A 23,390-nucleotide genomic window follows, 5' to 3' on the forward strand; every position below is an offset into this window, starting at 1 on the left:
CCGCCGGTTGGCTACCAGGCCCATGCCAGCAAGTTTGGGGCAAAGCTGAGTGTTTCAAGCGCTAATGCCTGCGAAATAGCGGATAGTCGGCCTTCGAATATTCGTCGCACTGACATACACTGCGCGGCCGTTTTTTAACCGGAACCTGAAAGTCATGAAAAACGCATCTCCAGCCCGTGCCTGTGGTATCGACTTCGGCACGTCCAACTCCACCGTCGGCTGGCTGCGCCCCGGCATGGAAACGCTGATCGCGCTGGAGGACGACAAGATCACCCTGCCCTCGGTGGTCTTCTTCAACATGGAAGAACGCCGCCCGGTATACGGCCGTCTGGCGCTGCACGAGTACCTGGAAGGCTATGAAGGCCGACTGATGCGCTCGCTCAAGAGCCTGCTGGGCTCCAAGCTGATCAAGCACGACACCAGCGTTCTCGGCACGGCGATGCCGTTCAAGGACCTGCTAGGGCTGTTTATCGGCCAGTTGAAGAAGCGCGCCGAAACCGCCGCTGGTCGGGAGTTCGAGGAAGTGGTGCTGGGTCGCCCGGTGTTTTTCGTCGATGACGATGAAATGGCCGACCAGGAAGCCGAAAACACCTTGGTCGACGTGGCCCGCGCCATTGGCTTCAAGGATGTCTCGTTCCAGTACGAACCGATTGCCGCGGCGTTCGACTATGAGTCGACCATCGAAAAAGAAGAGCTGGTGCTGATCGTCGACATCGGCGGTGGTACCTCCGACTTCTCGCTGGTGCGCCTGTCGCCTGAGCGCCGCAACCACGACAACCGTCACGATGACATCCTCGCCACCGGCGGCGTGCACATCGGCGGGACCGATTTCGACAAGCAGCTGAGCCTGCAGGGCCTGATGCCGCTGTTCGGCTATGGCAGCCGCATGAAGAGCGGCGCCTACATGCCGACCAGCCACCACATGAACCTGGCGACCTGGCACACCATCAACTCGGTGTACTCGCAAAAGTCGACCCTGGCCCTGGGCAGCATGCGCTACGACATCGAAGACACCGGCGGCATCGATCGCCTGTTCAAGCTGATCGACCAGCGCGCCGGGCACTGGCTGGCCATGGAAGTGGAAGAAACCAAGATCCAGCTGACCCATGCCGACAGTCGCCATGTGCCGCTGGACCGGATCGAGCCGGGGCTGAGTGTGGAACTGAGCCGCGCATTGTTCGAATCCGCCATCGAAGCGTTGCTGGAGCGCGTGCGCAACAGCGTGACGCAAATGCTCAACGACGCGAATGTGCGGGTTGATCAGGTGGATACGGTGTTCTTCACCGGCGGTTCGAGCGGGATTCCGGCACTGCGCAACAGCGTTTCGGCGATGTTGCCAAAGGCGCGGCATGTGGAAGGGAACATCTTCGGCAGCATTGGTAGCGGGTTGGCGATTGAAGCGTCGAAGCGTTACGGCACGATGGACTGATCCGAAACCCTGTGGCGAGGGGGCAAGCCCCCTCGCCACAGTAGATCAACAGTCGCTTAGACCATCCCCACCTGCCGCAACTCGCTCTTCAGATACGCGTAATAAATCGGCCCCGCCACTACCCCCGGCAGGCCGAACGCGGCTTCGAACACCAGCATCGCCAGCAGCAACTCCCACGACTTGGCACTGATCTGCCCGCCGACAATCCGCGCGTTGAGGAAGTACTCGAGCTTGTGGATAAAAATCAGGTAACCCAACGCCGCCACTGCGACCCAGATCGACAGTGACAAACCGACAATGGTGATCAGCGTATTCGACATCAGGTTGCCGATCACCGGCAGCAAGCCGAGCAGGAAGGTCAGCACGATCAGGGTTTTGGTCAACGGCAGCTTGATGCCGAACATCGGCAGGATCACCGCCAGGAAGATCCCGGTGAAGAAGGTGTTGAGCAGGGAAATCTTGATCTGCGCAAACACGATGTTACGAAACGCCTGGACCAGCAAATGCAAACGATCAAACAACGCAGCGGCCAGCGGCTTGCGTTTGGTCAGGTCCGGCACGCGCTGCAAGGCAATGATCGCTCCCAGCACCATACCGATCAGCAGCGTCACGAACATGTGCGCCGCATCCTTGCCGACCAGTTGCAAATCGCTCAAGTGCTTGCTGATCCACTCGCCGATGGCCACGCGAAATTCACCGGCGCTGGCGGGCAGATAGGCGTCGATGAACGGCGGCAATTGTCCGCGCGCGCGTTCAACCACGTGCATGAATTTATCGAGGGACGCGCCGGGGTTTTCCGCCTCGTGCAGCAGGAAACTGAAGGCGCCGGCAAAGATCAGCGCCAGCACACTCACCACCAGAGTCCCGAGCAGCGCCACCGCCAGCCAGCGCGCACGCCGCCCTTCGATCAGCCGCTGCAATTGCGGCGTGAGCATATTGACCAGTTCGAACACCAGCAGGCCGGCCAACAGGCTAGGCAGCAAGCGCAGCGGGATCACCAGCAGCAAACCACCAAAAATGATGACCCAACTGATCAGCAGCAAAACGTGGCGTTGAGAAAACGTTGGCATACAGCCTCAAAACGAACGGCGTAAAAAGGATTGGCAGTCTGCCAGCGTTCCGGTGGCAGCACTAGGGATTGTGTCGATCGACTTTGGTCGGGGCTCTGGTGATTTTTTTGCAGCGCGCCGACGGGCCGCTTCGTGAACTGGCTCGCTCCCACATGGGTTCTGCGAACATAGATCTATTGTGGGAGCGAGCCTGCTCGCGAAGAAGCCCTCTCAGCCCCCACCCCCTTCTGGACCAGAACTTATTTTTTCTTCAGGCAATCACTCATGAACGCCTTGCGCTCATCGCCCTTCAGCGCCTTGGTCGTAGCATCGGCGTTGCAGGCTTTCATCTTCTCTTGCTGAGGGGTCATGGCTTTCACGTCAGTGGCCGCCGGCTCGGCTTTCAGGCAGTTACTCATGAACGCCTTGCGCTCATCACCTTTCAACGCCTTGGTGGTGGCGTCGGCGTTGCAGTTTTTCATCTTCTCCTGCTGCGGGGTCATGGCCTTGACTTCAGCGGCGGCCGGAGCGGCCGGCGCTGCTTTGAGGCAGTTGCTCATGAACGTATTGCGCTCATCGCCCTTGAGGCTTTTGGCCGTCGCATCGGCATTGCAGGTCGTCATCTTGTCCTGCTGGGCAGTGGCCGCAAAGCCTTGGGAGCAGAGCAGCAAACCGATCATCAACAAAGGGGCACGCAACATCTTCATGGAGTTTTCTCCTTGTTGCCGCACCGATGGGCACGGCCTCATGCTGGAGTGTAGACAACCCCTGTTACACCTTCCTGTTCTCCAGGTGACTGCGTCGATACTGCTCCGGCGTACACCCGGCCTGACGCTGAAACATTGCGATAAAAGCCGAGCCGGTGCTGTAACCCATGTCGAAGGCGATGTCTTGAACACTGCGCTGGCTGTCCAGCGCCTCGATCGCCGCGAGGAAGCGCAAGCGCTGGCGCCATTCACCGAAGCTCATGCCCAGTTCGCGAACGAACTGCCGTGCCAGGGTGCGTTCGCTGACATGGATCTGCGCAGCCCAGTCGGCCAAGGGCCGGTTATCGCCCGGTTCGGCTTGCAAGGTTTCCAGTATCCCGAGCAACCCCGGACTGCTGGCGTAAGGCAGGTAGCATTCATGCACCGGCGCCAGTTGCAGTTGATCCACCAGCACCTGGCCTAGACGAACGTCCGCCTCGTACTCGGGAATTTTCACATCCCGCGCCGCGAAGTCCTTGAGGATCGCCTTGAGAATGTCGCTGATTGCCAGCGTACAGGCCTGTTGCGGCAACTCGCGGCACAGCGACGGCGCCAGGCACACCGCACGATAGTTGATCGGCTGGTTGCTATAGAAGCTGTGCTCGGTCTCGGGCGGCACCCATACCGCGTATTGCGGCGGCGACATAAAGCGACTGTTGCCGATTTCCATGTGCAACACGCCATTGGCCGAATATTCGAGCGTGCCCCAAGGGTGGCGGTGAGCCGAGGCGTATTCGTGGGTGTTGAAGTCGGCGTAGCGGAAATAAATCGGAGCCGGCAGTTCGCTGAACTCCAGCAGGTCGATGTGTTTACTGGTCATGCTGTCCGTCATCAAGGGCCGATTGTCTGGATCGAAGTATAGGCTTGTATCCAGACAAGGGGATAATTGCCCCTCATTAACGTTCTGGTTTTTTTCCGATGCAATACGCTTATCCCCTGCTGGCCATTTTCATTTGGGCTGGCAACACCGTGATCACCAAAATGTCGGCCGGGGCCATATTCCCCGCCGAGATCGGTTTCTACCGCTGGCTGCTGGCCGGAATGCTGTTCACGCCGTTCATGCTCAAACCGGTGATCGCGCATTGGCCGCAGATTCGTCCGAACCTGGGCAAGATTTTCGTTCTCGGTGTGCTGGGCATGGCGGTCTATCAGAGCCTGGCCTACTTCGCCGCCGCCCTGACCTCGGCCACCAACATGGGGATCATCCTGTCGCTGATGCCGCTGATGTCGCTGGCCATGGCGATTATCAGCCTCGGGCAGCGCCTGACCATCGGCGCATTGGCCGGTGCAGTGCTGTCGTTTGCCGGTGTGTTGGTGGTGGTGTCGTCCGGCAGCCTCGGCGCACTGTTGGAACATGGCGTGAACCTGGGCGACGCGATGATGTTGATCGCCACGCTGGCCTATGCGATTTACAGCACCCTGCTGAAAAAATGGCAGCTGCGTTTGCCGCCGCTGGTGTTGTTGTATTTGCAGGTATGGGTGGCGGTGGTGGTGCTGTTTCCGCTGTTTGCGGCTTCACCGAAGGTCGGGCCGACGCTGCAGAATATTCCGCTGGTGCTTTATGCCTGCCTGCTGGCTTCAATGTTGGCACCGCTGGCGTGGATGCAGGCGGTGGTGCGGTTGGGACCGAGCCGGACCACACTGTTTTTCAACTTGCTGCCGGTGATGACCGCGCTGATTGCGGCGGTGGTGCTGCATGAGCAGTTGGCGATGTACCACCTGGTGGGCGGGCTGTTGACGCTGGGCGGGGTGGTGCTTTCTGAGCGCTGGACCACGGTGATCGGCCGTAAGGTTCGGGTTGCCTGAACTGAAGCCTGCTCGCGAAAAAGGCGACTCGGTCTAGACGCCTGCCTCTTTCAACCGCGCGGCATGCTCGACGAACAACCGAATCGGCTCGGCCCCCTTTCCCACCCACCCCAGCGACTGATTGACGATGTCGAAGTGATCCAGCGGATATTCATCGCCAATCACCGTCCCCAGGTGCGAGCTGTAACGCCCGACCATCCCGTCGCAATGCCCGGCCTCGTTCACAAAGGTTTTGGCAAACAACCGGCAACTGCGATGGGTCCCGTCCAACAGGTTGCGCCCGCGATCCGTAACGCCAGGCTGCAACTTCCCGGACCACGAGTAATAACGCACGCCATTGACCTCCTCCGGCCCGTGCCCGCCCCAGGTTTCAGGCAAGCCCTGTGGATAACGCTGATTGAACAGCGCCACACCTTCGGTGGTGAGTGAATGATGGGAGGCATGGATATCCACCGGCAGCTTCGGCCCGCGATAACCGGTTTCGAGCAGGCTCATCAACGCGGCAATCATCCGCAATAGAAAGGTCAGCAACCGGCCCTTGGCGCTGTCATGCGGGTAGTGTCTGTGCAGGTAATCGGCCAGTTCCGAACCGTGATTCGGCCCGGCCACCGAGGTCACCGACGCCACAAGGTCCGGGCGTTTGGCGGCAGCGTATCGGGCCGTCAGCGAGCCCTGGCTGTGACCGAACAGGTTGACCTTCTCGGCCCCGGTCTCGCGCAGGATTTCCTCGATCCGCGCCAGCAGCTGTTCACCGCGCACTTCACTGGAGTTGAGCGGTGAAACCTGTACCGCGAACACCGTCGCCCCACCCTGGCGCAACGCCGCGACGATGCCGTACCAGTAGGGGTAGAGCACCAGCCGGATAAACCCGAGCATTCCCGGGACCAGCACCAACGGGAAGCGCGTGGCGGAACCTTGTGACATGGGCGAACGTCCGTGTGGTCGATGAGATGAAGCAAGGCGCGATGCAAGACGTCAGCCAAGCATCGTCACCGAATATGACAACTCGACGACCAGTCTATGACAAGCGCCGCACTTGAGCGCTACTTCAACCCGACCACACCCGCCACGATGAGCCCGACCGACACCAGTTTGATCGCCGTCAGGCTTTCACCCAGCAGCGCAAACCCCAGGAATACCGTGCCCAGTGAACCGATGGCGGTCCAGATCGGATACGCGATGCTCACCGGCAACTCGCGCATGGCCAGGGTCAGGAAGTAAATCCCGCCCACGGCGGCCACGACCGTGATCAGCGACGGCCAGAGCCGGGTGAAGCCTTCGGCGTACTTCATGCCCATGGCGAAGGTGACTTCGAACCCGGCGGCGATCAGCAGAAACAACCAGGCCATCTAAAACTCCCGGGCCAGCGCCAACAGGCGCTGCTCGGCCTCGGCGGCGGAGATCCGGAAGGTGCGCTCTTCGGACTCTTCGCCCTCGGCGGCGACCACGGTGATGTCGGTGATGCCGATGAATCCCAGTGCCGTGCGCAGCAACGGATCAGCGTGGTTCATGGCTTCCAGCTCACCGCCCGGGCCGAAGCCGAAGCCGCCACGACTGGTGACGATCAAGGCTTTTTTGCCCCGTACCAACGGCTCGTATTGGGCCACGCCGTTGTCCAGGCTGTGGTTGAACGTCAGGCCGAGCCGCACAACCTGATCGATCCAGGCCTTGAGGCCGCTGGGCACGCTGAAGTTGTGCATCGGCGTGGAAATCACCAGCAGATCGTGGCCGAGCAACTCGCCCACCAATTCGTCGCTGAACGCCAGATCAGCTTGCATCGACAGCGGTCGGGCATCCGGTTCCGGGTAAAACGCAGCGGCTATAAAGGCTTCGTTGACCGGTGGAATCAGCGCCCGGCCAACTTCGCGGCGGGTCAACTGAGTGTGTGGATGGCGCGCCTGCCAGGCCGAAAGAAACACTTCAGCCAAACGGCGGGAGTGAGAGCGGTCGCCACGGGGGCTGGCGTGAATGGCAAGAATTTTACTCATCTGAATCTCCTTGGGATTACACTCGAACGGCGTGTGGATTGCAGCTTGAAGCTCACCGCCAACCACTTCAAATGAGCAGAAATCAGTCAGGATGAATTCATTTCATCCATGGAGCCTTGAATGTTCGCCTCGTTGCCACTGACCGCCCTGCGCGCCTTTGAATCCGCTTCCCGCTTGCTGAGTTTCAAGGCGGCGGCCGAAGAACTCTCGGTAACGCCGACCGCGGTGTCTCATCAGATTCGCTCTTTGGAAACCTGGCTCGGCGTGCCACTGTTCGAGCGACTGCCACGGCAAGTGCGCTTGACCGACGGCGGTGAACGGCTGTTCCGCAGCCTGCACGGTGCCTTTCTGGACGTGGCGCAAAGCGTCGATACCTTGCGCCCGCAACGCAACGGCACCAGCCTGACGGTTTCCACCACGGCAGCCTTCGCGGCGTTGTGGCTGGTGCCGCGCCTCGGGCGCTTTTATGCGCGCCATCCCGGCATCAGTCTGCGCCTGGACACCCACTGCGAAGTCATCGATCTGCATCAGGACGCCAGCGTCGATCTGGTGCTGCGCTACAGCCTCGACACCTACCCCAACCTCTATGGGTTGTGTTTGTTCGATGAGTCCTTCGGTGTCTACGGCTCGCCCGAGCAGGTCGCGTTGGCCGCCACTCGCACGCCGACGCTGATCAGCGTGCACTGGCACAACTCCAAGCTGTACGCCCATGGCTGGGAGGCGTGGTGCGCGCGGTCGGGCGAGTCATGGTGGGCCGGCAAACCGGCGATCCGTGAATACGACGAAGAGCATTACGCCCTGCAAGCAGCGATTGCCGGGCAAGGCCTGGTGCTGGCGAGCAATATTCTGGTGTCGGAAAGCGTGGCCAGCGGGTTGCTGGTGGCGTATCGCGGCGAGATTCAGGTCGATGGCGCCGGCTATAGCGCGCTGTGTGTGCCGGGGCGCGAGCGGCATCCGCCGGTCCGGGCATTTTTTGCGTGGTTGCGCGAGGAGGCGTTGCTGTCCGGGCATGCATTGGCGTGAGGCCGCCGATTACAAATCACATCAAACTTTTCGGCACGCGCATGACTCACAACTTTCGTAGCGATCACTTCTCTAGACGGTGACGCAAACCGGATTAGCCTCCAGGAGAACGAGATGAGTGACATGCATTTGTCTGATGTAACCACCCTTCGTGAACGGGCTCGCCAGAATGTCGAGAATGGCGCGGTCACTGAAAGCTACAGCGCTGACCGCGATGAAGTCTTGCGCCTGCTCAACGCCTCGCTGGCCACTGAACTGGTCTGCGTGTTGCGCTACAAGCGTCACTACTTCATGGCCAACGGCTTGAAAGCCCATGTGGCGGCCGATGAGTTTCTCGAACACGCGACCCAGGAAGCCGAACACGCCGACCGCCTGGCCGAGCGCATCGTGCAGCTGGGCGGTGAACCAGAGTTCAACCCGGATCTGTTGTCGAAGAATTCCCATGCCCAGTATGTGGCGGGGAACAACCTCAAGGAGATGGTCTACGAGGACCTCGTTGCCGAGCGTATTGCCATCGACAGCTATCGCGAGATCATTCAGTACATTGGCGAGAAAGACCCGACTACGCGGCGGATCTTTGAGGACATCCTGGCTCAGGAAGAAGAGCATGCGGATGACATGGCTGACATTCTGAAAGACCTGTAGCGCTGACAGACCGCCTTCGCGAGCAGGCTCGCGAAGGCGTCTTCATTGACGTCGCATTTACCGGGTAGGTTTGACGGTCACCGGCGCCTTGCCCGCCTTCATCTGCTCCAGCAACGGCGCACACTGGTTCGGCTCGCCACCACTGGGCGCCACCAGCGCCAGCAACCCGGCCGCCGGCGCTGCAATCACGCCCAACGCCACCATCCCCGCCCCGCGCAGCATCAGCGGCACCGCTTTCACCCCGGCATCCGGCTTGATGAACTTGCCCCGTACGTACAGCGGCGAGCGTAGAGAGATCAAGCGCCAGCCCTTCGACTCCGGCGTAATGGTGAGGTCCAGTTGTTCGGTCGCCATGTTCGCGGTGCCATCGATGTAGATGATCGCGTTCTCGGTATCGAAGACGAACAGGCGCGTGGTCGCCAGCCCGGTCTTGATGTCGAAGTCGGCCGCCGCGCAATTGATCTTCACTTCCTTGTCGCCGAAGATTTTGCCGACCACGTAGTTACCGACGTTGAGCCCGGCCAGCTCCATCAGCTCGCGGCTGATCGCGCCGTCATTGATCAGCAATTTCAGATTGCCGTTGGCGCTGCCCAGCAGCTTGGCCACCGAGTTGCCGCGCCCCGAGAGGTCGGCATCGCCATTAAGTTCGCCGAAACTGGTTTTCATTGGTTCGAAGGTCGGGAACAGTTGCTTGAGCTTGAACTTGCGCGCAGTGAGTTTGGCCTGCCCTTCCAGCGGTTCAGTCCGGCCATTCAAGCGAATCTGCGCTTCCAGATTGCCGCCCGCCACACCAAAGCGCAGGGGTTCGAGGCTGAGTTGGCCGTCGGTCAACACCAAATGCGTATAGAGGTCGGTGAACGGCAGTTTTTCGCTGTGGACGATGCGCTTGCCGGTGAATTCGACGTCGGCGTCCATGTCGCGCCAGCGCTCGGTCTTGAACGCTTCGACCGGCAAAATTTTGTCCGTCGGCTGCTGGCTGTCGGCGCCACGGGCCTTTTGCTTGGCATTGGAGTCGGCGCCGATCAGCGGTGCGAGGTCGACAAACAGCAGTTGGTTGGAAAGCAGCGAACCACTGAGCTTCGGCCTTGGCCGACTGGCGACATACGCCAGGCTGCCATGAATGTCACTTTCGCCGATCTTGCCGTTGAAGTCTTCATAGCGGAATACCGCGCCACCCGGCTCATGCAGCTTGGCAATCAAGTGCCCGTCGGTGGCGTACGGTGGCGTATCCGGCAGTGTCACACCGGTCAACGGATACAGATTGCCGAGGCTGGTGCCGGCCAGTTTCAGCCGCAGATCCAGCGCGCCGAGGTTCAGGGGATCGGTCAGGGTGCCGGCCAGTTCGACGCCGGTATCGGCAATCTTCACCTGCGCCTGGAGCGGGAACGGCTTGGCCGCGTCCTGCAACGCCAACAAGCCGCCGATCTTGCCGGAGCCCTCGAGTTTCTGCGCGTGGTATTGGCCTTTGACCTTGAGGGCGAAGGCGTAGTCCTGGGGCGCAGCACCCTTCTCAAGCGCGGCTTTCGCGGCCTTGTCACCGACGATGTCGCTGAACGGAATTGGCTTGCCCAGCGGATCGATGAGCACATCGAGCTGCGTCTTCAGGTTCTGGTCGTCAAGGGTAACGTGGCTCTTGTCGAAGCCGATGGCGCCGATATCGACCACCCAGTTCGACGGTTCGGCGTTGGGGTCTTTCGGGTCGAATTTGAAGGTCCAGTTCGCGCGGCCATCAGCCAGGCGTTGGAGCTGGGCGTTCGGTTCGGTCAGGTCGATACGCGGGATGACCACTCGCTGCGCCAGCAGGGCCAGCGGCGAAATACGCAATTCAACGCGCTTGAGGGTGACCATCTGCGGTTGTTTCGACCAGTCCGGGTTGCCGAGACTCAAGTCTTCGGCCACCACATGCGGCCACGGCACCCAGGCCCGCCAGCCACCCTCGTCAGGCTCGCGCTGCCAGACCACCGCGAGGTTGCCATTAATAGCAAATGCTCGGTGCAGCTCTTCGGAGACTTTGGTGTTGATCGTGGGTTTGATCCGGTTCCAATCGAAGAACACGATGATCAGCACGAGTATCGCCAGCAGAACAACCAGGCTGGCAAAGACCCAGGCGAAAATTTTGGGGGTGCGCGTCATTGCACAGGACTCCTGAATACGACTGAGCGCCCTGACTGCGACGCACGTATGAAACGTTAGGCCAGAACCGGCCTGCCATGACAGCTAGGACTGGGAAAAGCCGCGCAGGTTTAACCGAAAAGCCTATTAACGTTCAAATAATCCCCCACGATCACTCTGCGCACTCCAAACGGTGTTACCGCCACCCGCACTGCTGTGCGGCATGAGTGAGTCGAAACTACCCACTCCAGTGCAAAAACACCCGACGGAAAGGCCCGGTTTAGAGCCCTCCAGCAGAACAATCAATTCTGTTGATTATTACCATTGCGTTTATGAACTTTCATATCGACTTATCGAGAGTAGCATTGCCCTCGTACCCACTTTATCGCCCTCCCAAGGAGCACCCCATCATGAAACGCCAATTACTGCTTAGCCTGACCCTCTCGATGCTAGCCAGCACCGCTTTCGCTCTGCCAGCCGCTGATCAGGCCACTCCGCAAGTCAAAGACAGCCACTCGGTGTTCAGCCAAACCGTCGCCGCTGATGGTTCCGACCGCACTCCACAAGGCCAGACCCTTGCCGAAGGCGGTAACGATCGCCTGAAAGAAAAAGGCTTGATCACTCAAGATGGCTCGGATCGCACCCCACAAGGCCAGGCCCTGGCTGCTGACGGTTCCGATCGCACTCCACAAGGTCAAACCCTGGCTGCTGACGGTTCCGACCGTACTCCACAAGGCCAAACCCTGGCTGCTGACGGTTCCGACCGTACCCCACAAGGCCAAACCCTGGCTGCTGACGGTTCCGACCGTACCCCACAAGGCCAAACCCTGGCTGAAGGTGGTGGTGACCGTGTGATCGAACGCAACAGCGCTCTGAGCTAAGCCTCATGGCCGCCCTGAAAAAAAGCCCAATCCCCGGATTGGGCTTTTGACTTATAGAGAAGCCGCGTTTTCCCCCGCCTGCCCCCGATAGTCGTTCGACGCCAGCGAAGCCGATTTGCTAGAGTGCGCCGCTGTCCTGTCCAGAAAACACCCTTGCGATGCTGCCCCGCGCCGAACAGAAACAACAAACCCGCAACGCCCTGATGGACGCTGCCCGTCACCTGATGGAATGCGGCCGAGGATTCGGCAGTCTCAGCCTGCGCGAAGTGGCGAAAACCGCTGGCATCGTGCCCACCGGTTTCTACCGGCATTTCGCCGATATGGATGAACTGGGCCTGGTGCTGGTCAGCGAAGTCGGTCAGACCTTCCGCGAAACCATTCGCCTGGTGCGCCATAACGAATTCGTCATGGGCGGCATTATCGATGCGTCGGTGCGGATCTTTCTCGACGTGGTCAGTGCCAATCGTTCGCAATTTCTGTTTCTTGCCCGTGAGCAATACGGCGGATCGCTGCCCGTGCGGTTGGCGATCGGGCGGTTGCGCGAAGACATCAGCTCGGATCTGGCGGCCGACTTGTCGTTGATGCCAAAGCTGCAGCATCTGGACATTGCCGGGTTGAGCGTGATGGCGGACCTGATTGTAAAAAGCGTGTTCGCGACACTGCCGGACATCATTGACCCGCCCGCCGAAGCGCTACCGGAGCATCTGACGCCGCAAGCGAAAATCACGCAGCAACTGCGCTTCATCTTCATCGGCCTGAAACACTGGCAAGGCCTCGGTAGCACAGAATAATCCCCTACCCCCCCGCTCCCATAACGAGTTGCATCGCTGCAAATTGGTGCGCCACACCCTATCCCCGCACCAATTTCAGCCAAAACCCTGCAACATCCAGAAACACCCACTGCGCTCCGACAGGTATTTCCTACGTATCCCCCGATTGGCAAGCCCCTTGCTCTAGCCTGAGCATTGCCCATTGCTGGAAGCCTACCGATGCTGGTGATTCATCGCAGAATCGACCCTCGACCCGTCTGGGCCGCTGAATTGCACCTGACCTTCGAAGCCCGGAGTAAAAGCCGTTTGCGCTGTTTCAGTGCCGAAGGTGAAGACGTCGGGTTATTTTTGGAGCGCGGTCAGCCGCCCCTGTATGACGGCGAGTGCCTGCAAGCGGAAGACGGGCGCATCGTGCGTGTTTGCGCCCGCCCCGAACAATTGCTGCACGTTACCTGCGCCAACGCCTTCGAATTGACTCGCGCCGCCTATCACCTCGGCAACCGCCATGTCGCCCTGCAGATCGGTGATGGCTGGCTGCGCCTGCTTGACGATTACGTGCTCAAAGCCATGCTCGAACAGCTGGAGGCCAAGGTCGAAAACATCGAAGCGCCGTTCCAGCCGGAACACGGCGCCTATGGTGGCGGCCATCACCATTCGCGGCATGGCGACGAAGACTTCAACTACCCACCGAAACTGCACCAGTTCGGCGTCCGTTTATGAACCCGGCCTGGGCGCTGCTGCGCCTGGCCAGTCCGCAGTTGCCGATTGGCGGCTACAGCTATTCCCAAGGTCTGGAAATGGCGGTGGATAACGGCCGCGTGAGCGATGCAGACGGCGCGCGACGCTGGATCAGCGATCAATTGTTGCTGAACCTGGCGCGGTTCGAAGCACCGCTGTTACTCGCCCATTGCGTGGCCGCCGCGGAGGAAAACTGGGCCGAATTGCAGCAACGCTGCGAAGAACACCGGGCCAGTCGGGAAACCCGCGAATTGCATCAAGAGAGCCGGCAGATGGGCTACTCCTTGCAACAACTGCTCAGCGGTTTGCCGGAACTCGACGCACCCGCCCGCGCCTTCCTCGAACAACGCCCCGAACCGCATCTGGCCCTCGGCTGGGCGCTGGCCGCCCGGGCCTGGGGGATCAGTCCGCAGGATGCGCTGGCCGCGTGGCTCTGGAGCTGGCTGGAAAACCAGTTGGCGGTGCTGATGAAAACCCTGCCGCTGGGCCAGCAAGCCGCGCAACGCCTGACCAGCGAACTGCTGCCGCTGCTGCAACAAGCCCAGCAGGACGCCACCCGAATCAACCCCGAACACTATGGCAGCGCCGCGTTTGGCCTGTCCCTGGCGTGCATGGCCCATGAGCGCCAGTACAGCCGTCTGTTCCGTTCCTAGGGCCTTTTAAGTTGGAGAACCACATGAACACACAACCCCTGCGCGTCGGCATCGGCGGCCCGGTCGGTTCCGGTAAAACCGCGTTGACCCTGGCCCTGTGCCTGGCCCTGCGCGAGCGCTACAACCTGGCCGTCGTCACCAATGACATCTACACCCGCGAAGACGCCGACTTTCTGGTGCGCAACGAAGCCTTGGCGCCGGAGCGGATCATCGGTGTGGAAACCGGCGGCTGCCCGCACACGGCGATCCGCGAAGACGCCTCGATCAACCTCGAAGCCGTGGATCAACTGAACCGCCGCTTCCCGGGGCTGGACCTGATTCTGGTGGAGTCCGGTGGCGACAATCTGTCTGCGACGTTCAGCCCCGAACTGTCCGACCTGACCATCTATGTGATCGACGTTTCGGCCGGCGACAAGTTGCCGCGCAAGGGCGGTCCGGGGATCTGCAAATCCGATCTGCTGGTGATCAACAAAGTCGACCTCGCGCCATTGGTAGGTGCGTCGCTGGAGATGATGGACAGCGACACCAAACGCATGCGCAACGGCAAGCCGTTTGTCTTCAGCAACCAGAAAACCGGTCTGGGCCTTGAAGAAATCATCGCCTTCATCGAACGCCAAGGCCTGCTGACAGCCGCCTGACCACAACTTATCAACAAGGAAGCTAATCCATGACACTGAAACGTATTCTGGGCGCCATGGCCCTGCTGCTGACCCCGGCCATCGCCTTCGCCCATCCGGGACATGGCGACAACGGCCTGATCGCCGGTATCAGCCACCCGATTGGCGGCCTCGATCACTTGCTGGCGATGGTGGCTGTTGGCTTGTGGGCGGCGCAGCAAAAAGGCGCGGCGCGCTGGGCGCTGCCGTGTACGTTTGTCGGCACGATGTTGATTAGCGGGTTGCTGGGGTTTGAAGGGCTGAACCTGCCGGCGCTGGAAGGCGCGATTGCCGCGTCGGTGCTGGCGCTGGGTCTGGCGGTGGCGTTGGCGGTGCGTCCGCCATTGAGCCTCGCGGTGGCGGCGACGGCGTTGTTTGCGCTGTTCCATGGTGTGGCGCATGGGCTGGAGTTGCCGGACATGTCGAGCCCTTGGGCGTATGCGGCCGGGTTCGTGGCAGCGACGGCGGCGTTGCATGGGTTGGGTTATGCGGTCGTTCGGGTGTTGCCGCACGCGGCGGCTCCGCTGGTTCGATTGGCGGGCGCGGCGTCCGCAGCGACTGGCGTGTGGTTGTTGGCGGGCTGATTTCTTTATCGCCGGTAATGGCCTCATCGCGAGCAAGCTCGGCTCCCACAGTGGAATGCGTACTCCTGTGGGAGCCGAGCTTGCTCGCGATGGCGGCCTGACAGACACCGCATCTCTCAGGCCTGCTAACATGTCGCGCAATCAACCCTGCCGTGACGACGCCAGCCAATGCCGCCTGTTTCCCGTTCCGCCTCCCAGCCTGAATTGACCGCCCTGTTCGCCTCGGTGCAACAGCACTTCCAGGACGTGATCGTGCCGCTCTGGCAAGGCCCCGGCTGGAATGCCGACATGGCGCTGCCGTATGAGGCGCTGGACGCGGAGCATCAGCCGCTGCCGCCTCAACGCTATCGGGCCATGGCCTGCGCACGGCAGCTGTATCTTTTCTCAAGCCTGATCGGCCAGGTGTCGGGCGCCGAAGCGCGTGCCGCCGCGCTGTTCCGATCCCTTCAGCAGCACTTCCACGATGCCGAGCACGGCGGCTGGTTCTACAGCATCGACCCGCAAGGCGCGCCACTCGACCCGCGCAAAGACCTCTACACCCACGCATTCATTCTGTTCGCCTGCGCCCATTACTGGGACAAGGTTCGCGAGCCGCTGGTGGAATCGGTACTCAATGCAGCGCTGGAAGTGATCGCTCAGCGTTTCGCGACGGGCGACGGCCTGTACGAAGCCAGCCTCGACCGTGGCTGGTCCTCGCTTGATTCCGGGCCGCTGCAAAATCCCCTGATGCACTTGGCCGAAGCCTTCCTTGCCACCCTGTCGGTGCGTGAAGACGCCGCCGTGCAGCGGGCGCTCGTCGACTTATGCACAGCCATGCAGAAGCGCTTCATCGACCCGCAACAGTGCGTGTTGATGGAGAAGCCGTTGGGTGCTGTGGATAACTGGTTTGAGCCGGGGCATCAGTTCGAATGGTATTTCCTGCTGGAATCTTCGCCGTTACTGCGCGGCTCGGCATTACATGTGTCGCTTGATCATGCATTTACGCTGACCGAGCAGCGGGGTGTTGATCCACAGACGGGTGCCGTTGTCGCGATGCTCGATCTGGAGGGTTCTGCAAAGGATGCCACCCAGCGCATCTGGGCCCAGGCTGAATACCTGCGCGCCCTGACCTTGCGGCCCGCCAGCGAGGCCTCTGTGCAGCGTCAATTGCAGGCGCTGCAACAGCATTTCCTGCATGCGGGCGGTTGGTATGAGTGTCGTGATGAGAAAGGCGACGTGAGCCGCAAGGACATGCCGTCGACGACGCCTTATCACTTGGCGACCTGCTATCGCGGGCTGGTCGAGTTTCTCGGCTAACTGACAGATCGCTATCGCGGGCAAGCCGCGCTCCCACAGGGATCACACTGTACCTGTGTGAGCGTGGCTTGCCCGCGATGGCCGTTACGCGGTCTTACGCCTTGGCATTACGTTCAATCGAGAAACCAGCCCAGGTCTGGCTCACCGGCATCAACTCCAGGCTGTTGATGTTGATGTGCGCCGGCGCATTCATCACCCAGAAAATAGTCTCGGCGATATCCTGCGGCTGGATCGGCTCGGCACCCGCATACGTCGCGTTGTACCGCTCCTGGTCACCGGCGAAACGCACCAGCGAGAACTCGCTCTCACACAGACCCGGCTCAATGTTGCTGACGCGCACGCCAGTGCCTTGCAGGTCGCAACGCAGGTTCAACGAGAACTGCTTAACGAACGCCTTGCTCGCGCCATACACATGGCTGCCCGGATACGGATAGTTGCCAGCGATGGAGCCAAGGTTAACGATGCCGGCGCCACGGCCATGGGCAATCAGGCGCGGTAGCAGCAGACGGGTGCTGTACATCAGGCCTTTGATGTTGGTGTCGACCATGGTGTCCCAATCGTCGAGATCGCACTTGGGTGCCGGGTCCACACCGAGCGCCAGGCCGGCGTTGTTGATCAGCCCGCGCAGCTTGGCGAAGGATGGCGGCAGGTTGGCAATCGCTTCCTCCATGGCTTTGCGATCACGCACGTCGAGCACCAGGCCATGCACCTCGGTCTGCTTCGACAATTCGGCGCACAGGGCATTCAGGCGCTCTTCACGACGGCCTGTCAGCACCAGTTTCCAGCCAGCCTCGGCAAAACGGCGGGCACAGGCTTCACCAAAACCGGAGGTCGCGCCGGTAATAAACAGGGTGTTGGACATCGTGTTCTCCTTGCTTCGGCTGATGGACAGCCCTTGGAATAGAAAATCAGCTGGCAGCATGCCCGGCCTTGCTCACAGCGGCAACCACCGCAAAAGCTGTACGAAAAACAACCAACCCAGCGAACGCCTTACGCCCCGCGGCTTGCAGCCATGTACGCGCACGTTATCCACAGGCCGGTCCACAGTTTCCGGGGGCAAGTGGAAAAGCTGGAAGCCGCTGTGCACAAGGCTTTGCGGGGAGTTTTGAAAGTTTTTTGCTTGACCCTCGAATGCTCGCGGTGTAGCGCAGGGCATTTTGCACGATGGGCCCTACAGAGCAGCGATGGCGCCAAGCCAGTAACTACGGCCCTCAGCCGAGTCTTTCCAGAGTTTAATCACAGACTTATCCACAGGCTTGCCCTACCTGTTTCGCCTCTCTTTTGTCTCCAATAAAAAGGTTGACAACGACGGTTCGCCCCCACGCAAAAACGCCTGATCAAAAAACAACCACAGCGCTACAAGCCACGGATTTAAAGGCGCCCAGCCAGCTACTCCCACGTTATTCACAGCCAGTTCCACAGCAAACGGGGACAAGTCAAAACCGTGACAAAACAACTATTTGCAGCGGCTTTATGTCGCGCTTTCAGAGCTTGTGAATATTGTTTTCCACAATTTCCAGAAAGCACTGTTTTGTGACCTGTAGGGGGTAATGCGGTGAATTGGGGACGTAAAAAAGCCCCGGCGATTGCTCGTCGGGGCTGTGGGTATTTCAGCGAAGAATCAATGACCGCCGAGATACGCGTTACGCACTTCCTCGTTCACCAGCAGCTCCTTGCCGGTGCCCGTGAGGCGGATCTCGCCGTTGACCATCACATACGCCCGGTCCGACAACTTGAGCGCGTGGTTGGCGTTCTGCTCGACCAGGAAGATGGTCATGCCGGTTTTGGCCAGCTCGCGCAAGGTCGCGAAGATCTGTTTCACCACAATCGGCGCCAACCCCAGGCTTGGCTCGTCGAGCAACAGCAGTTTTGGCCGGCTCATCAACGCACGAGCGATGGCGAGCATTTGCTGTTCGCCGCCGGACATGGTCATTGCCCGCTGGTTGCGCCGCTCTTCAAGCCTTGGGAACAACTCGAACATGCGTTGCATGTCTTCCTTGGCGTACTTGTCACCGATAGGGATGGTGCCCATCAGCAGGTTTTCCTCGACAGTCATGTCGGGGAACACCCGCCGCCCTTCCGGCGATTGCGCGATGCCATTGGACGCGATGTAGTGGGACGACTTGTGGGTGATGTCCACACCCTGATAGATGATCTGCCCGTCTGCCGCGCGCGGCTGGCCGAAAATCGACATCAGCAGGGTCGACTTGCCGGCACCATTGGAGCCGATCAGGCTGACTGTTTCACCTTCATTGATGTGCAACGAGACTTTCTTCAAGGCCTGGATCGGCCCGTAAAACACGTCCAGTTCCTTGAGTTCGAGGATCGGTTGACTCATAACACCACTTCCTCTTCATCGGCGCCCAGGTAGGCCGCAATCACTTTCGGGTCGTTGCGGATCGCGTCGGGGCCGCCCTCGGCGATGACGATGCCGTGGTCCAGCACCACGATGTGGTCGGAAATACTCATCACCATGCCCATGTCGTGTTCGATCAGCACCACGGTCAGATCGTGCTCGTCACGCAGCAGCCGGATCATCGCGCTCAATGCTTCGGTTTCCTGAGGGTTGAGGCCGGCGGCCGGTTCGTCGAGGCAGATGATCTGCGGACGGGTGCACATGGCCCGGGCGATTTCCAGGCGGCGCTGTTGGCCGTAGGACAATTCGCCGGCGAGGCGGTTGGCGCAATCCACCAGGTCCACCACTTCCAGCCAGTAGAAAGCATGGTCCAGCGCATCACTTTCAGCCTTGCGGTAGCCCTTGGTGTTGAGGATGCCGGCCAGCATGCTGCGGTTGACCCACATGTGTTGGGCCACCAGCAGGTTTTCCAGCACCGACATTTCCTTGAACAGGCGAATGTTCTGGAAGGTCCGCGCCAGCCCGGCCCGGTTCACCAGGTGGGTGCCGCCAAACATCTTGTAGTACAGACGACTGGCGAAGGATTTAGGCGAGACGAAATCGGTCGGTTTGAACGCTTCGCCCAGCAATTGGATGACATTGGTCTGCTCGCCGCGCACGTTCAGTTCGATCTTGCCGCCGGAGGCCTTGTAGAACCCGGTCAGGCAGTTGAACACCGTGGTCTTGCCAGCGCCGTTGGGGCCGATCAGGGCGAAGATCGAGTTGCGTTTGACCTGCAGGCTGACATCATTCAACGCCTTGATGCCGCCAAAGTGCATCATCAGCTTCTCGACCGAGAGTACGACTTCGCTCATGGCGCTACTCCTTTACGCGGGGTCACACCGGTACGGCTGATCCGAATCAGGCCGCGCGGTCGCCAGATCATCATCAACACCATCAGGATGCCGAACAGCAGCACGCGGTATTCCGCGAAGCCACGCAGCAGCTCCGGGGCGACGGTCAGCACGAAGGCTGCAATCACCACGCCGATGGTCGAGCCCATGCCGCCAAGTACCACGATGGCGAGGATCAGGGCCGATTCAAAGAAGGTAAACGAGGTCGGGTTGACGAAGCCTTGATAGGTGGCGAAGAACACGCCAGCCAGACCGGCCGTCGACGCACCGATGGTGAACGCCGAGAGCTTCACCAGTACATGGTTCAGGCCCATGGAGCGGCAGGCGATCTCGTCTTCACGCAAGGCTTCCCAGGCGCGGCCAACCGGCATACGGGTCAAGCGATGCTTGATGTACAACACCGCCAGCACAACCATGAACAACACCGCGTAGATGAAGTAGTACTTCACGTCGGGGTTGTAGGCGATGCCGAAGAACTCGTGGAACGGTATGCCGCCGTCTTTCGCCCGTTTGCCGAACTCCAGGCCGAAGAACGTCGGCAGCGGTGCCGGCATGCCGTTCGGGCCGCCGGTCAGCGACAGCCAGTTGTTGAGGATCAAGCGGATGATTTCACCGAAACCCAGGGTCACGATGGCCAGGTAGTCACCGTGCAGACGCAACACCGGGAAGCCGAGGATGCACCCGGCAAGCCCGGCAGTGATTGCCGCCAGCGGCAGCACCGTCCAGAAGCCCAGGCCGAGGTACTGGTAACCGAGCGCCAGGCCATAGGCGCCGATGGCATAGAACGCCACGTAACCCAGGTCGAGCAGGCCGGCCAGGCCGACCACGATGTTCAGCCCCAGACCGAGTAGCACGTAGATCAATCCAAGGATGACCACGCCCAGCAGGTAGGAGTTGGAGAAAAACGGAAACACCACGGCAATGACGATCATCAGCGGGATGATCCAGCGCAACCGGGATTTGTAATCGGGCGGCAGTACATGAACTCCGGAGCCGGTGGTTTCAAACCCTTCGAGAATTTTCAGACCCTTGGGTGTTTGCAGGAACAGGCTCAGGGCAAAACGGCCCGCCATGACGATGGCGACAATCCACGCCACGCGTGTTGGTTGCAGGTTGAAGCCATAGCCGTCGAGGACAATGCCGACAATCGGACCAAACACGATGAGCGCTACAAGGCCGGCAAGAATCGCGTCAACCAGGCTTCTTTTGAGATCAATGGTTTTTTTAGTGGTTGAAGACATCGCTTACACCTTCGACACAAGAGGACGGCCGAGCAGGCCTTGAGGCCGAAAGACCAGAACGAGAACGAGCAGCGAGAAGCTGAAAACGTCTTTGTAGTCCGAGTTGACCAGACCAGAGAACAGCGACTCGGAGATCCCGAGAATGATCCCGCCGAGCATCGCACCCGGCAACGAGCCGATCCCGCCGAGTACCGCCGCGGTGAACGCTTTGATACCGATGACGAAACCTGCGTAGAAGTCGAACGTGCCGTAGTTCATGGTGATCAGTACGCCGGCCAGGGCCGCCATCGCTGCACCGATGATGAACACGTAGGAAATCACGCGGTCGGTGTTGATCCCCAGGATCGAGGCCATCTTGCGGTCTTGCTGGGTCGCGCGGCACATGCGGCCGAGCTTGGTGTACTTGATGACGTAGGTCAGCAGGCCCATCCCGACAAACGCGGCGACCAGAATGAAGATCTTGGTGTAGGTCAACTGGACGAAGCCAGTGCCGACTTCAACGCGCCATGCACCGGTCAGCAGTGTCGGAACACCTTGCTGGCGTGCACCTTGGGCGATCTGAGCATAGTTTTGCAGGATCAGGGAAATACCGATGGCGCTGATCAGCGGTGCCAGTCGGGTTGAGTTTCGCAGCGGTTTGTAGGCGACGCGCTCGATGACCCAGCCATACACCGCCGTAACGACGATGGTGAAGACCAGTGTGCCGAGCATCAGCAGCGGGAAGGATTCAATACCGAAGTAAGCCAGCAGAGCCAGACTGATTGCCGCCAGGTAAGCAGAAATCATGTAAACCTCGCCGTGGGCGAAGTTGATCATGCCAATGATGCCATAGACCATTGTGTAGCCGATGGCGATCAGGCCATAGACCGACCCGAGGGTCAGGCCGTTGACCAGTTGCTGCAGGAAAATACCATCCATAACGCAATCTCACGCATTTGAGAGACTGCACAGAAGCCGGGTGCGACGGACCGGGGTTCAGCCGCCGACGCTAACCGGTTGTGTGCAGCTCTACGAGAAAAGACAGGTACTGCACGGACATGTTCTTTGAATGCCCGACGCACAAGGCGCCGGACAATCAGCAGGTCATATCACTTCTGTTTTTCCAGCTGGTGGTATTTGCCGTCCTTATCCCACTGGTAAACCACGTAGTCGGAGACTTTCAGGTCGCCCTTGGCGTCCCAGGTCTTCTCGCCCATCACGGTTTTGACCGGGTTGGCTTTCAGCCATTTGGCAGCGTCTTCGCCCTTGTTGGACTTGGCGCCATTGAAAGCAGCGGCCAGGGTCTGGACCGAAGCGTAAGCGTAGAGGGTGTAGCCTTCAGGCTCGGTACCGGCCTTGCGGAAAGCGTCTACCACGGTCTTGCTGTCTGGCAGCAGGCGTGGGTCGGCGCCGAAGGTCATCAGCACGCCGTCGACGTATTGCGGGCCGCCAGCGGTGGTCACCAGTTCGTCGGTCACGATGCCGTCATCGGACATGAATTTCACGTCTTTCAGGCCTTCGGTACGCAGCTGTTTAACCAGTGGACCCGCCTCTGGGTGCAGGCCGCCGAAGTAGACCACGTCGGCACCGGCCGCACGGATCTTGGTCACCACGGCGCTGAAGTCTTTCTCACCGCGAGTCAGGCCTTCATACAGAACCGGTTTCACACCGCGTTTTTCCAGCTGAGCCTTGGTGGCATCAGCCAGGCCCTGACCGTAGGTGTCCTTGTCGTGCAGCACGGCAACTTTTTTGCCCTTGAGCACGTCGACGATGTAGTCGCCGGCCACGATGCCTTGCTGGTCGTCACGCCCGCACATACGGAACATGGCACTCAGGCCGCGCTCGGTAACAGCCGGGTTGGTGGAACCTGGGGTGATTGCAATGATGCCCGCTTCGTCGTAGATCTCGGAGGCCGGGATGGTCGACGAGGAGCAGAAGTGACCGACCACGCCAGCCACTTTCTGGTTGGTCAGGTCCTTGGCGACCGTCACAGCCTGTTTCGGTTCGCAGGCGTCATCGCCCTTCACCAGTACGATTTTTTCCCCGTTAACGCCGCCCGCCGCGTTGACCGCGTCGGCTGCAGCCTGTGCACCCTTCATGTACTGCTCGCCAAATGCCGCGTTGGCGCCTGTCATCGGGCCCGCCACACCGATTTTCACATCAGCCTGTGCAAACGCAGAAACACCCAGCGCAGCTGCCACTGCGAGGGCCAGAAAGCCTTTCTTGTAAAACGTCTGGGACATGAGGTGGTGCTCCAAGGTTTTTTTTTAGTTGGCACTGCGATTTCACTGATTGCTCAGAGCAAGGGCCGTGCCATCGGTTTTTTATTCTGAAAAAAGTCGCTGCTTTATTGTTTTTTCGACTGTTTCGATCCCATTTTCATTGGGCGTGCAACCGTCTAAACCGCGGAAGGTGAAACCATTTATTTTTAAAGGCGCAACCCGCATGCGCCATCATTGCAACCGCGGCGTTAAACGACGTGCAACCAGCCTGTAACAACGTGCGTCACCGAAGTGCACACTGCTGGTGCGGGACTGCTACAACC

General features: G+C 60.1%; 24 protein-coding genes. 11 read left to right on the forward strand and 13 right to left on the reverse strand.

Features of this window, described 5'->3' with window-relative positions; all coding sequences use genetic code 11:
- Positions 1–154: 154 nt before the first annotated feature.
- Positions 155–1,429 carry an Hsp70 family protein gene (locus tag D882_RS0103455; protein ID WP_027921941.1) on the forward strand — a complete coding sequence of 425 codons (1,275 nt, stop codon included), beginning with the start codon at positions 155–157 and terminating at the stop codon, positions 1,427–1,429.
- Positions 1,430–1,485: 56 nt separating this feature from the next.
- On the opposite strand, the gene D882_RS0103460 is transcribed toward D882_RS0103455, so the two are convergent.
- The 3 genes from D882_RS0103460 to D882_RS0103470 all read right to left on the reverse strand — a co-directional run bounded on the left by D882_RS0103460 (position 1,486) and on the right by D882_RS0103470 (position 4,044).
- A complete protein-coding gene (locus tag D882_RS0103460) occupies positions 1,486–2,499 on the reverse strand; it encodes an AI-2E family transporter (protein ID WP_027921942.1) in 1,014 nt (337 codons plus the stop codon).
- A gap of 239 nt (positions 2,500–2,738) precedes the next feature.
- A complete protein-coding gene (locus tag D882_RS0103465; protein ID WP_027921943.1) occupies positions 2,739–3,185 on the reverse strand; it encodes a phosphate starvation-inducible protein PsiF in 447 nt (148 codons plus the stop codon).
- A gap of 64 nt (positions 3,186–3,249) precedes the next feature.
- On the reverse strand, positions 3,250–4,044 hold the full coding sequence (locus tag D882_RS0103470) for a helix-turn-helix transcriptional regulator (protein ID WP_027921944.1): 795 nt from the start codon (positions 4,042–4,044) through the stop codon (positions 3,250–3,252).
- Positions 4,045–4,142: 98 nt separating this feature from the next.
- Here D882_RS0103470 and D882_RS0103475 point away from each other — a divergent pair, with 98 nt between their 5' ends.
- Complete coding sequence (locus D882_RS0103475) at positions 4,143–5,030, forward strand: DMT family transporter (RefSeq protein ID WP_027921945.1); 888 nt, start codon at positions 4,143–4,145, stop codon at positions 5,028–5,030.
- A gap of 33 nt (positions 5,031–5,063) precedes the next feature.
- Here D882_RS0103475 and D882_RS0103480 read toward each other — a convergent pair whose 3' ends face one another.
- The 3 genes from D882_RS0103480 to D882_RS0103490 form a co-directional block, all read right to left on the reverse strand.
- Entirely contained in the window at positions 5,064–5,954 is an 891-nt protein-coding gene (locus D882_RS0103480) for a triacylglycerol lipase (RefSeq protein ID WP_027921946.1), read from the reverse strand.
- A gap of 119 nt (positions 5,955–6,073) precedes the next feature.
- Positions 6,074–6,379 (reverse strand): multidrug efflux SMR transporter, encoded by a 306-nt coding sequence (locus D882_RS0103485; RefSeq protein WP_007947555.1) that lies wholly within the window; start codon positions 6,377–6,379, stop codon positions 6,074–6,076.
- Positions 6,380–7,018, reverse strand: coding sequence for an FMN-dependent NADH-azoreductase (locus tag D882_RS0103490; protein ID WP_027921947.1), 639 nt, complete (start codon positions 7,016–7,018; stop codon positions 6,380–6,382). It abuts the gene before it with no gap.
- Between the two features lie 120 nt (positions 7,019–7,138).
- Between D882_RS0103490 and D882_RS0103495 the strand changes: the two genes are divergently transcribed.
- Entirely contained in the window at positions 7,139–8,041 is a 903-nt protein-coding gene (locus D882_RS0103495) for a LysR substrate-binding domain-containing protein (protein ID WP_027921948.1), read from the forward strand.
- 114 nt (positions 8,042–8,155) lie between these two features.
- Positions 8,156–8,686 carry a bacterioferritin gene (locus D882_RS0103500; RefSeq protein ID WP_027921949.1) on the forward strand — a complete coding sequence of 177 codons (531 nt, stop codon included), beginning with the start codon at positions 8,156–8,158 and terminating at the stop codon, positions 8,684–8,686.
- Between the two features lie 57 nt (positions 8,687–8,743).
- Here the strand turns inward: D882_RS0103500 and D882_RS0103505 are convergent, their stop codons facing one another.
- Entirely contained in the window at positions 8,744–10,819 is a 2,076-nt protein-coding gene (locus D882_RS0103505) for an AsmA family protein (RefSeq protein ID WP_027921950.1), read from the reverse strand.
- A gap of 389 nt (positions 10,820–11,208) precedes the next feature.
- Here D882_RS0103505 and D882_RS0103510 point away from each other — a divergent pair, with 389 nt between their 5' ends.
- From D882_RS0103510 to D882_RS0103540, 7 genes are all read left to right on the forward strand, one after another.
- Positions 11,209–11,679 (forward strand): hypothetical protein, encoded by a 471-nt coding sequence (locus D882_RS0103510; RefSeq protein ID WP_027921951.1) that lies wholly within the window; start codon positions 11,209–11,211, stop codon positions 11,677–11,679.
- Between the two features lie 158 nt (positions 11,680–11,837).
- Positions 11,838–12,470: a TetR family transcriptional regulator gene (locus D882_RS0103515; RefSeq protein WP_027921952.1), complete on the forward strand. Its 633-nt coding sequence runs from the start codon at positions 11,838–11,840 to the stop codon at positions 12,468–12,470.
- Positions 12,471–12,668: 198 nt separating this feature from the next.
- Complete coding sequence (gene ureE / locus D882_RS0103520) at positions 12,669–13,169, forward strand: urease accessory protein UreE (RefSeq protein WP_027921953.1); 501 nt, start codon at positions 12,669–12,671, stop codon at positions 13,167–13,169.
- Complete coding sequence (locus D882_RS0103525; RefSeq protein ID WP_027921954.1) at positions 13,166–13,840, forward strand: urease accessory protein UreF; 675 nt, start codon at positions 13,166–13,168, stop codon at positions 13,838–13,840. Before ureE ends, D882_RS0103525 begins: the two co-directional genes overlap by 4 nt.
- Positions 13,841–13,863: 23 nt before the next feature.
- Positions 13,864–14,478 carry an urease accessory protein UreG gene (gene ureG / locus D882_RS0103530; protein ID WP_007947546.1) on the forward strand — a complete coding sequence of 205 codons (615 nt, stop codon included), beginning with the start codon at positions 13,864–13,866 and terminating at the stop codon, positions 14,476–14,478.
- A gap of 29 nt (positions 14,479–14,507) precedes the next feature.
- Complete coding sequence (locus D882_RS0103535) at positions 14,508–15,080, forward strand: HupE/UreJ family protein (protein ID WP_027921955.1); 573 nt, start codon at positions 14,508–14,510, stop codon at positions 15,078–15,080.
- A gap of 168 nt (positions 15,081–15,248) precedes the next feature.
- Positions 15,249–16,376 (forward strand): AGE family epimerase/isomerase, encoded by a 1,128-nt coding sequence (locus D882_RS0103540; protein WP_027921956.1) that lies wholly within the window; start codon positions 15,249–15,251, stop codon positions 16,374–16,376.
- A gap of 94 nt (positions 16,377–16,470) precedes the next feature.
- Here the strand turns inward: D882_RS0103540 and D882_RS0103545 are convergent, their stop codons facing one another.
- The 6 genes from D882_RS0103545 to D882_RS0103570 form a co-directional block, all read right to left on the reverse strand.
- The gene (locus D882_RS0103545) at positions 16,471–17,238 is read right to left on the reverse strand and encodes an SDR family oxidoreductase (protein ID WP_027921957.1); all 768 of its coding nucleotides are present in this window, start codon (positions 17,236–17,238) and stop codon (positions 16,471–16,473) included.
- 759 nt (positions 17,239–17,997) lie between these two features.
- The gene (locus tag D882_RS0103550) at positions 17,998–18,714 is read right to left on the reverse strand and encodes an ABC transporter ATP-binding protein (protein WP_027921958.1); all 717 of its coding nucleotides are present in this window, start codon (positions 18,712–18,714) and stop codon (positions 17,998–18,000) included.
- Positions 18,711–19,586 (reverse strand): ABC transporter ATP-binding protein, encoded by an 876-nt coding sequence (locus D882_RS0103555; RefSeq protein WP_027921959.1) that lies wholly within the window; start codon positions 19,584–19,586, stop codon positions 18,711–18,713. The genes D882_RS0103550 and D882_RS0103555 overlap by 4 nt, the downstream gene beginning before the upstream one ends.
- Positions 19,583–20,866: a high-affinity branched-chain amino acid ABC transporter permease LivM gene (gene livM / locus D882_RS0103560; protein ID WP_027921960.1), complete on the reverse strand. Its 1,284-nt coding sequence runs from the start codon at positions 20,864–20,866 to the stop codon at positions 19,583–19,585. The genes D882_RS0103555 and livM overlap by 4 nt, the downstream gene beginning before the upstream one ends.
- Positions 20,867–20,869: 3 nt before the next feature.
- The gene (locus D882_RS0103565; RefSeq protein WP_027921961.1) at positions 20,870–21,784 is read right to left on the reverse strand and encodes a branched-chain amino acid ABC transporter permease; all 915 of its coding nucleotides are present in this window, start codon (positions 21,782–21,784) and stop codon (positions 20,870–20,872) included.
- A gap of 170 nt (positions 21,785–21,954) precedes the next feature.
- Positions 21,955–23,088 (reverse strand): branched-chain amino acid ABC transporter substrate-binding protein, encoded by a 1,134-nt coding sequence (locus D882_RS0103570; protein WP_027921962.1) that lies wholly within the window; start codon positions 23,086–23,088, stop codon positions 21,955–21,957.
- Positions 23,089–23,390: the final 302 nt, after the last annotated feature.

It is taken from the genome of Pseudomonas sp. URMO17WK12:I12 (assembly GCF_000514395.1).
In the GTDB taxonomy this organism is placed as follows: Bacteria; Pseudomonadota; Gammaproteobacteria; order Pseudomonadales; family Pseudomonadaceae; genus Aquipseudomonas; species Aquipseudomonas mucoides.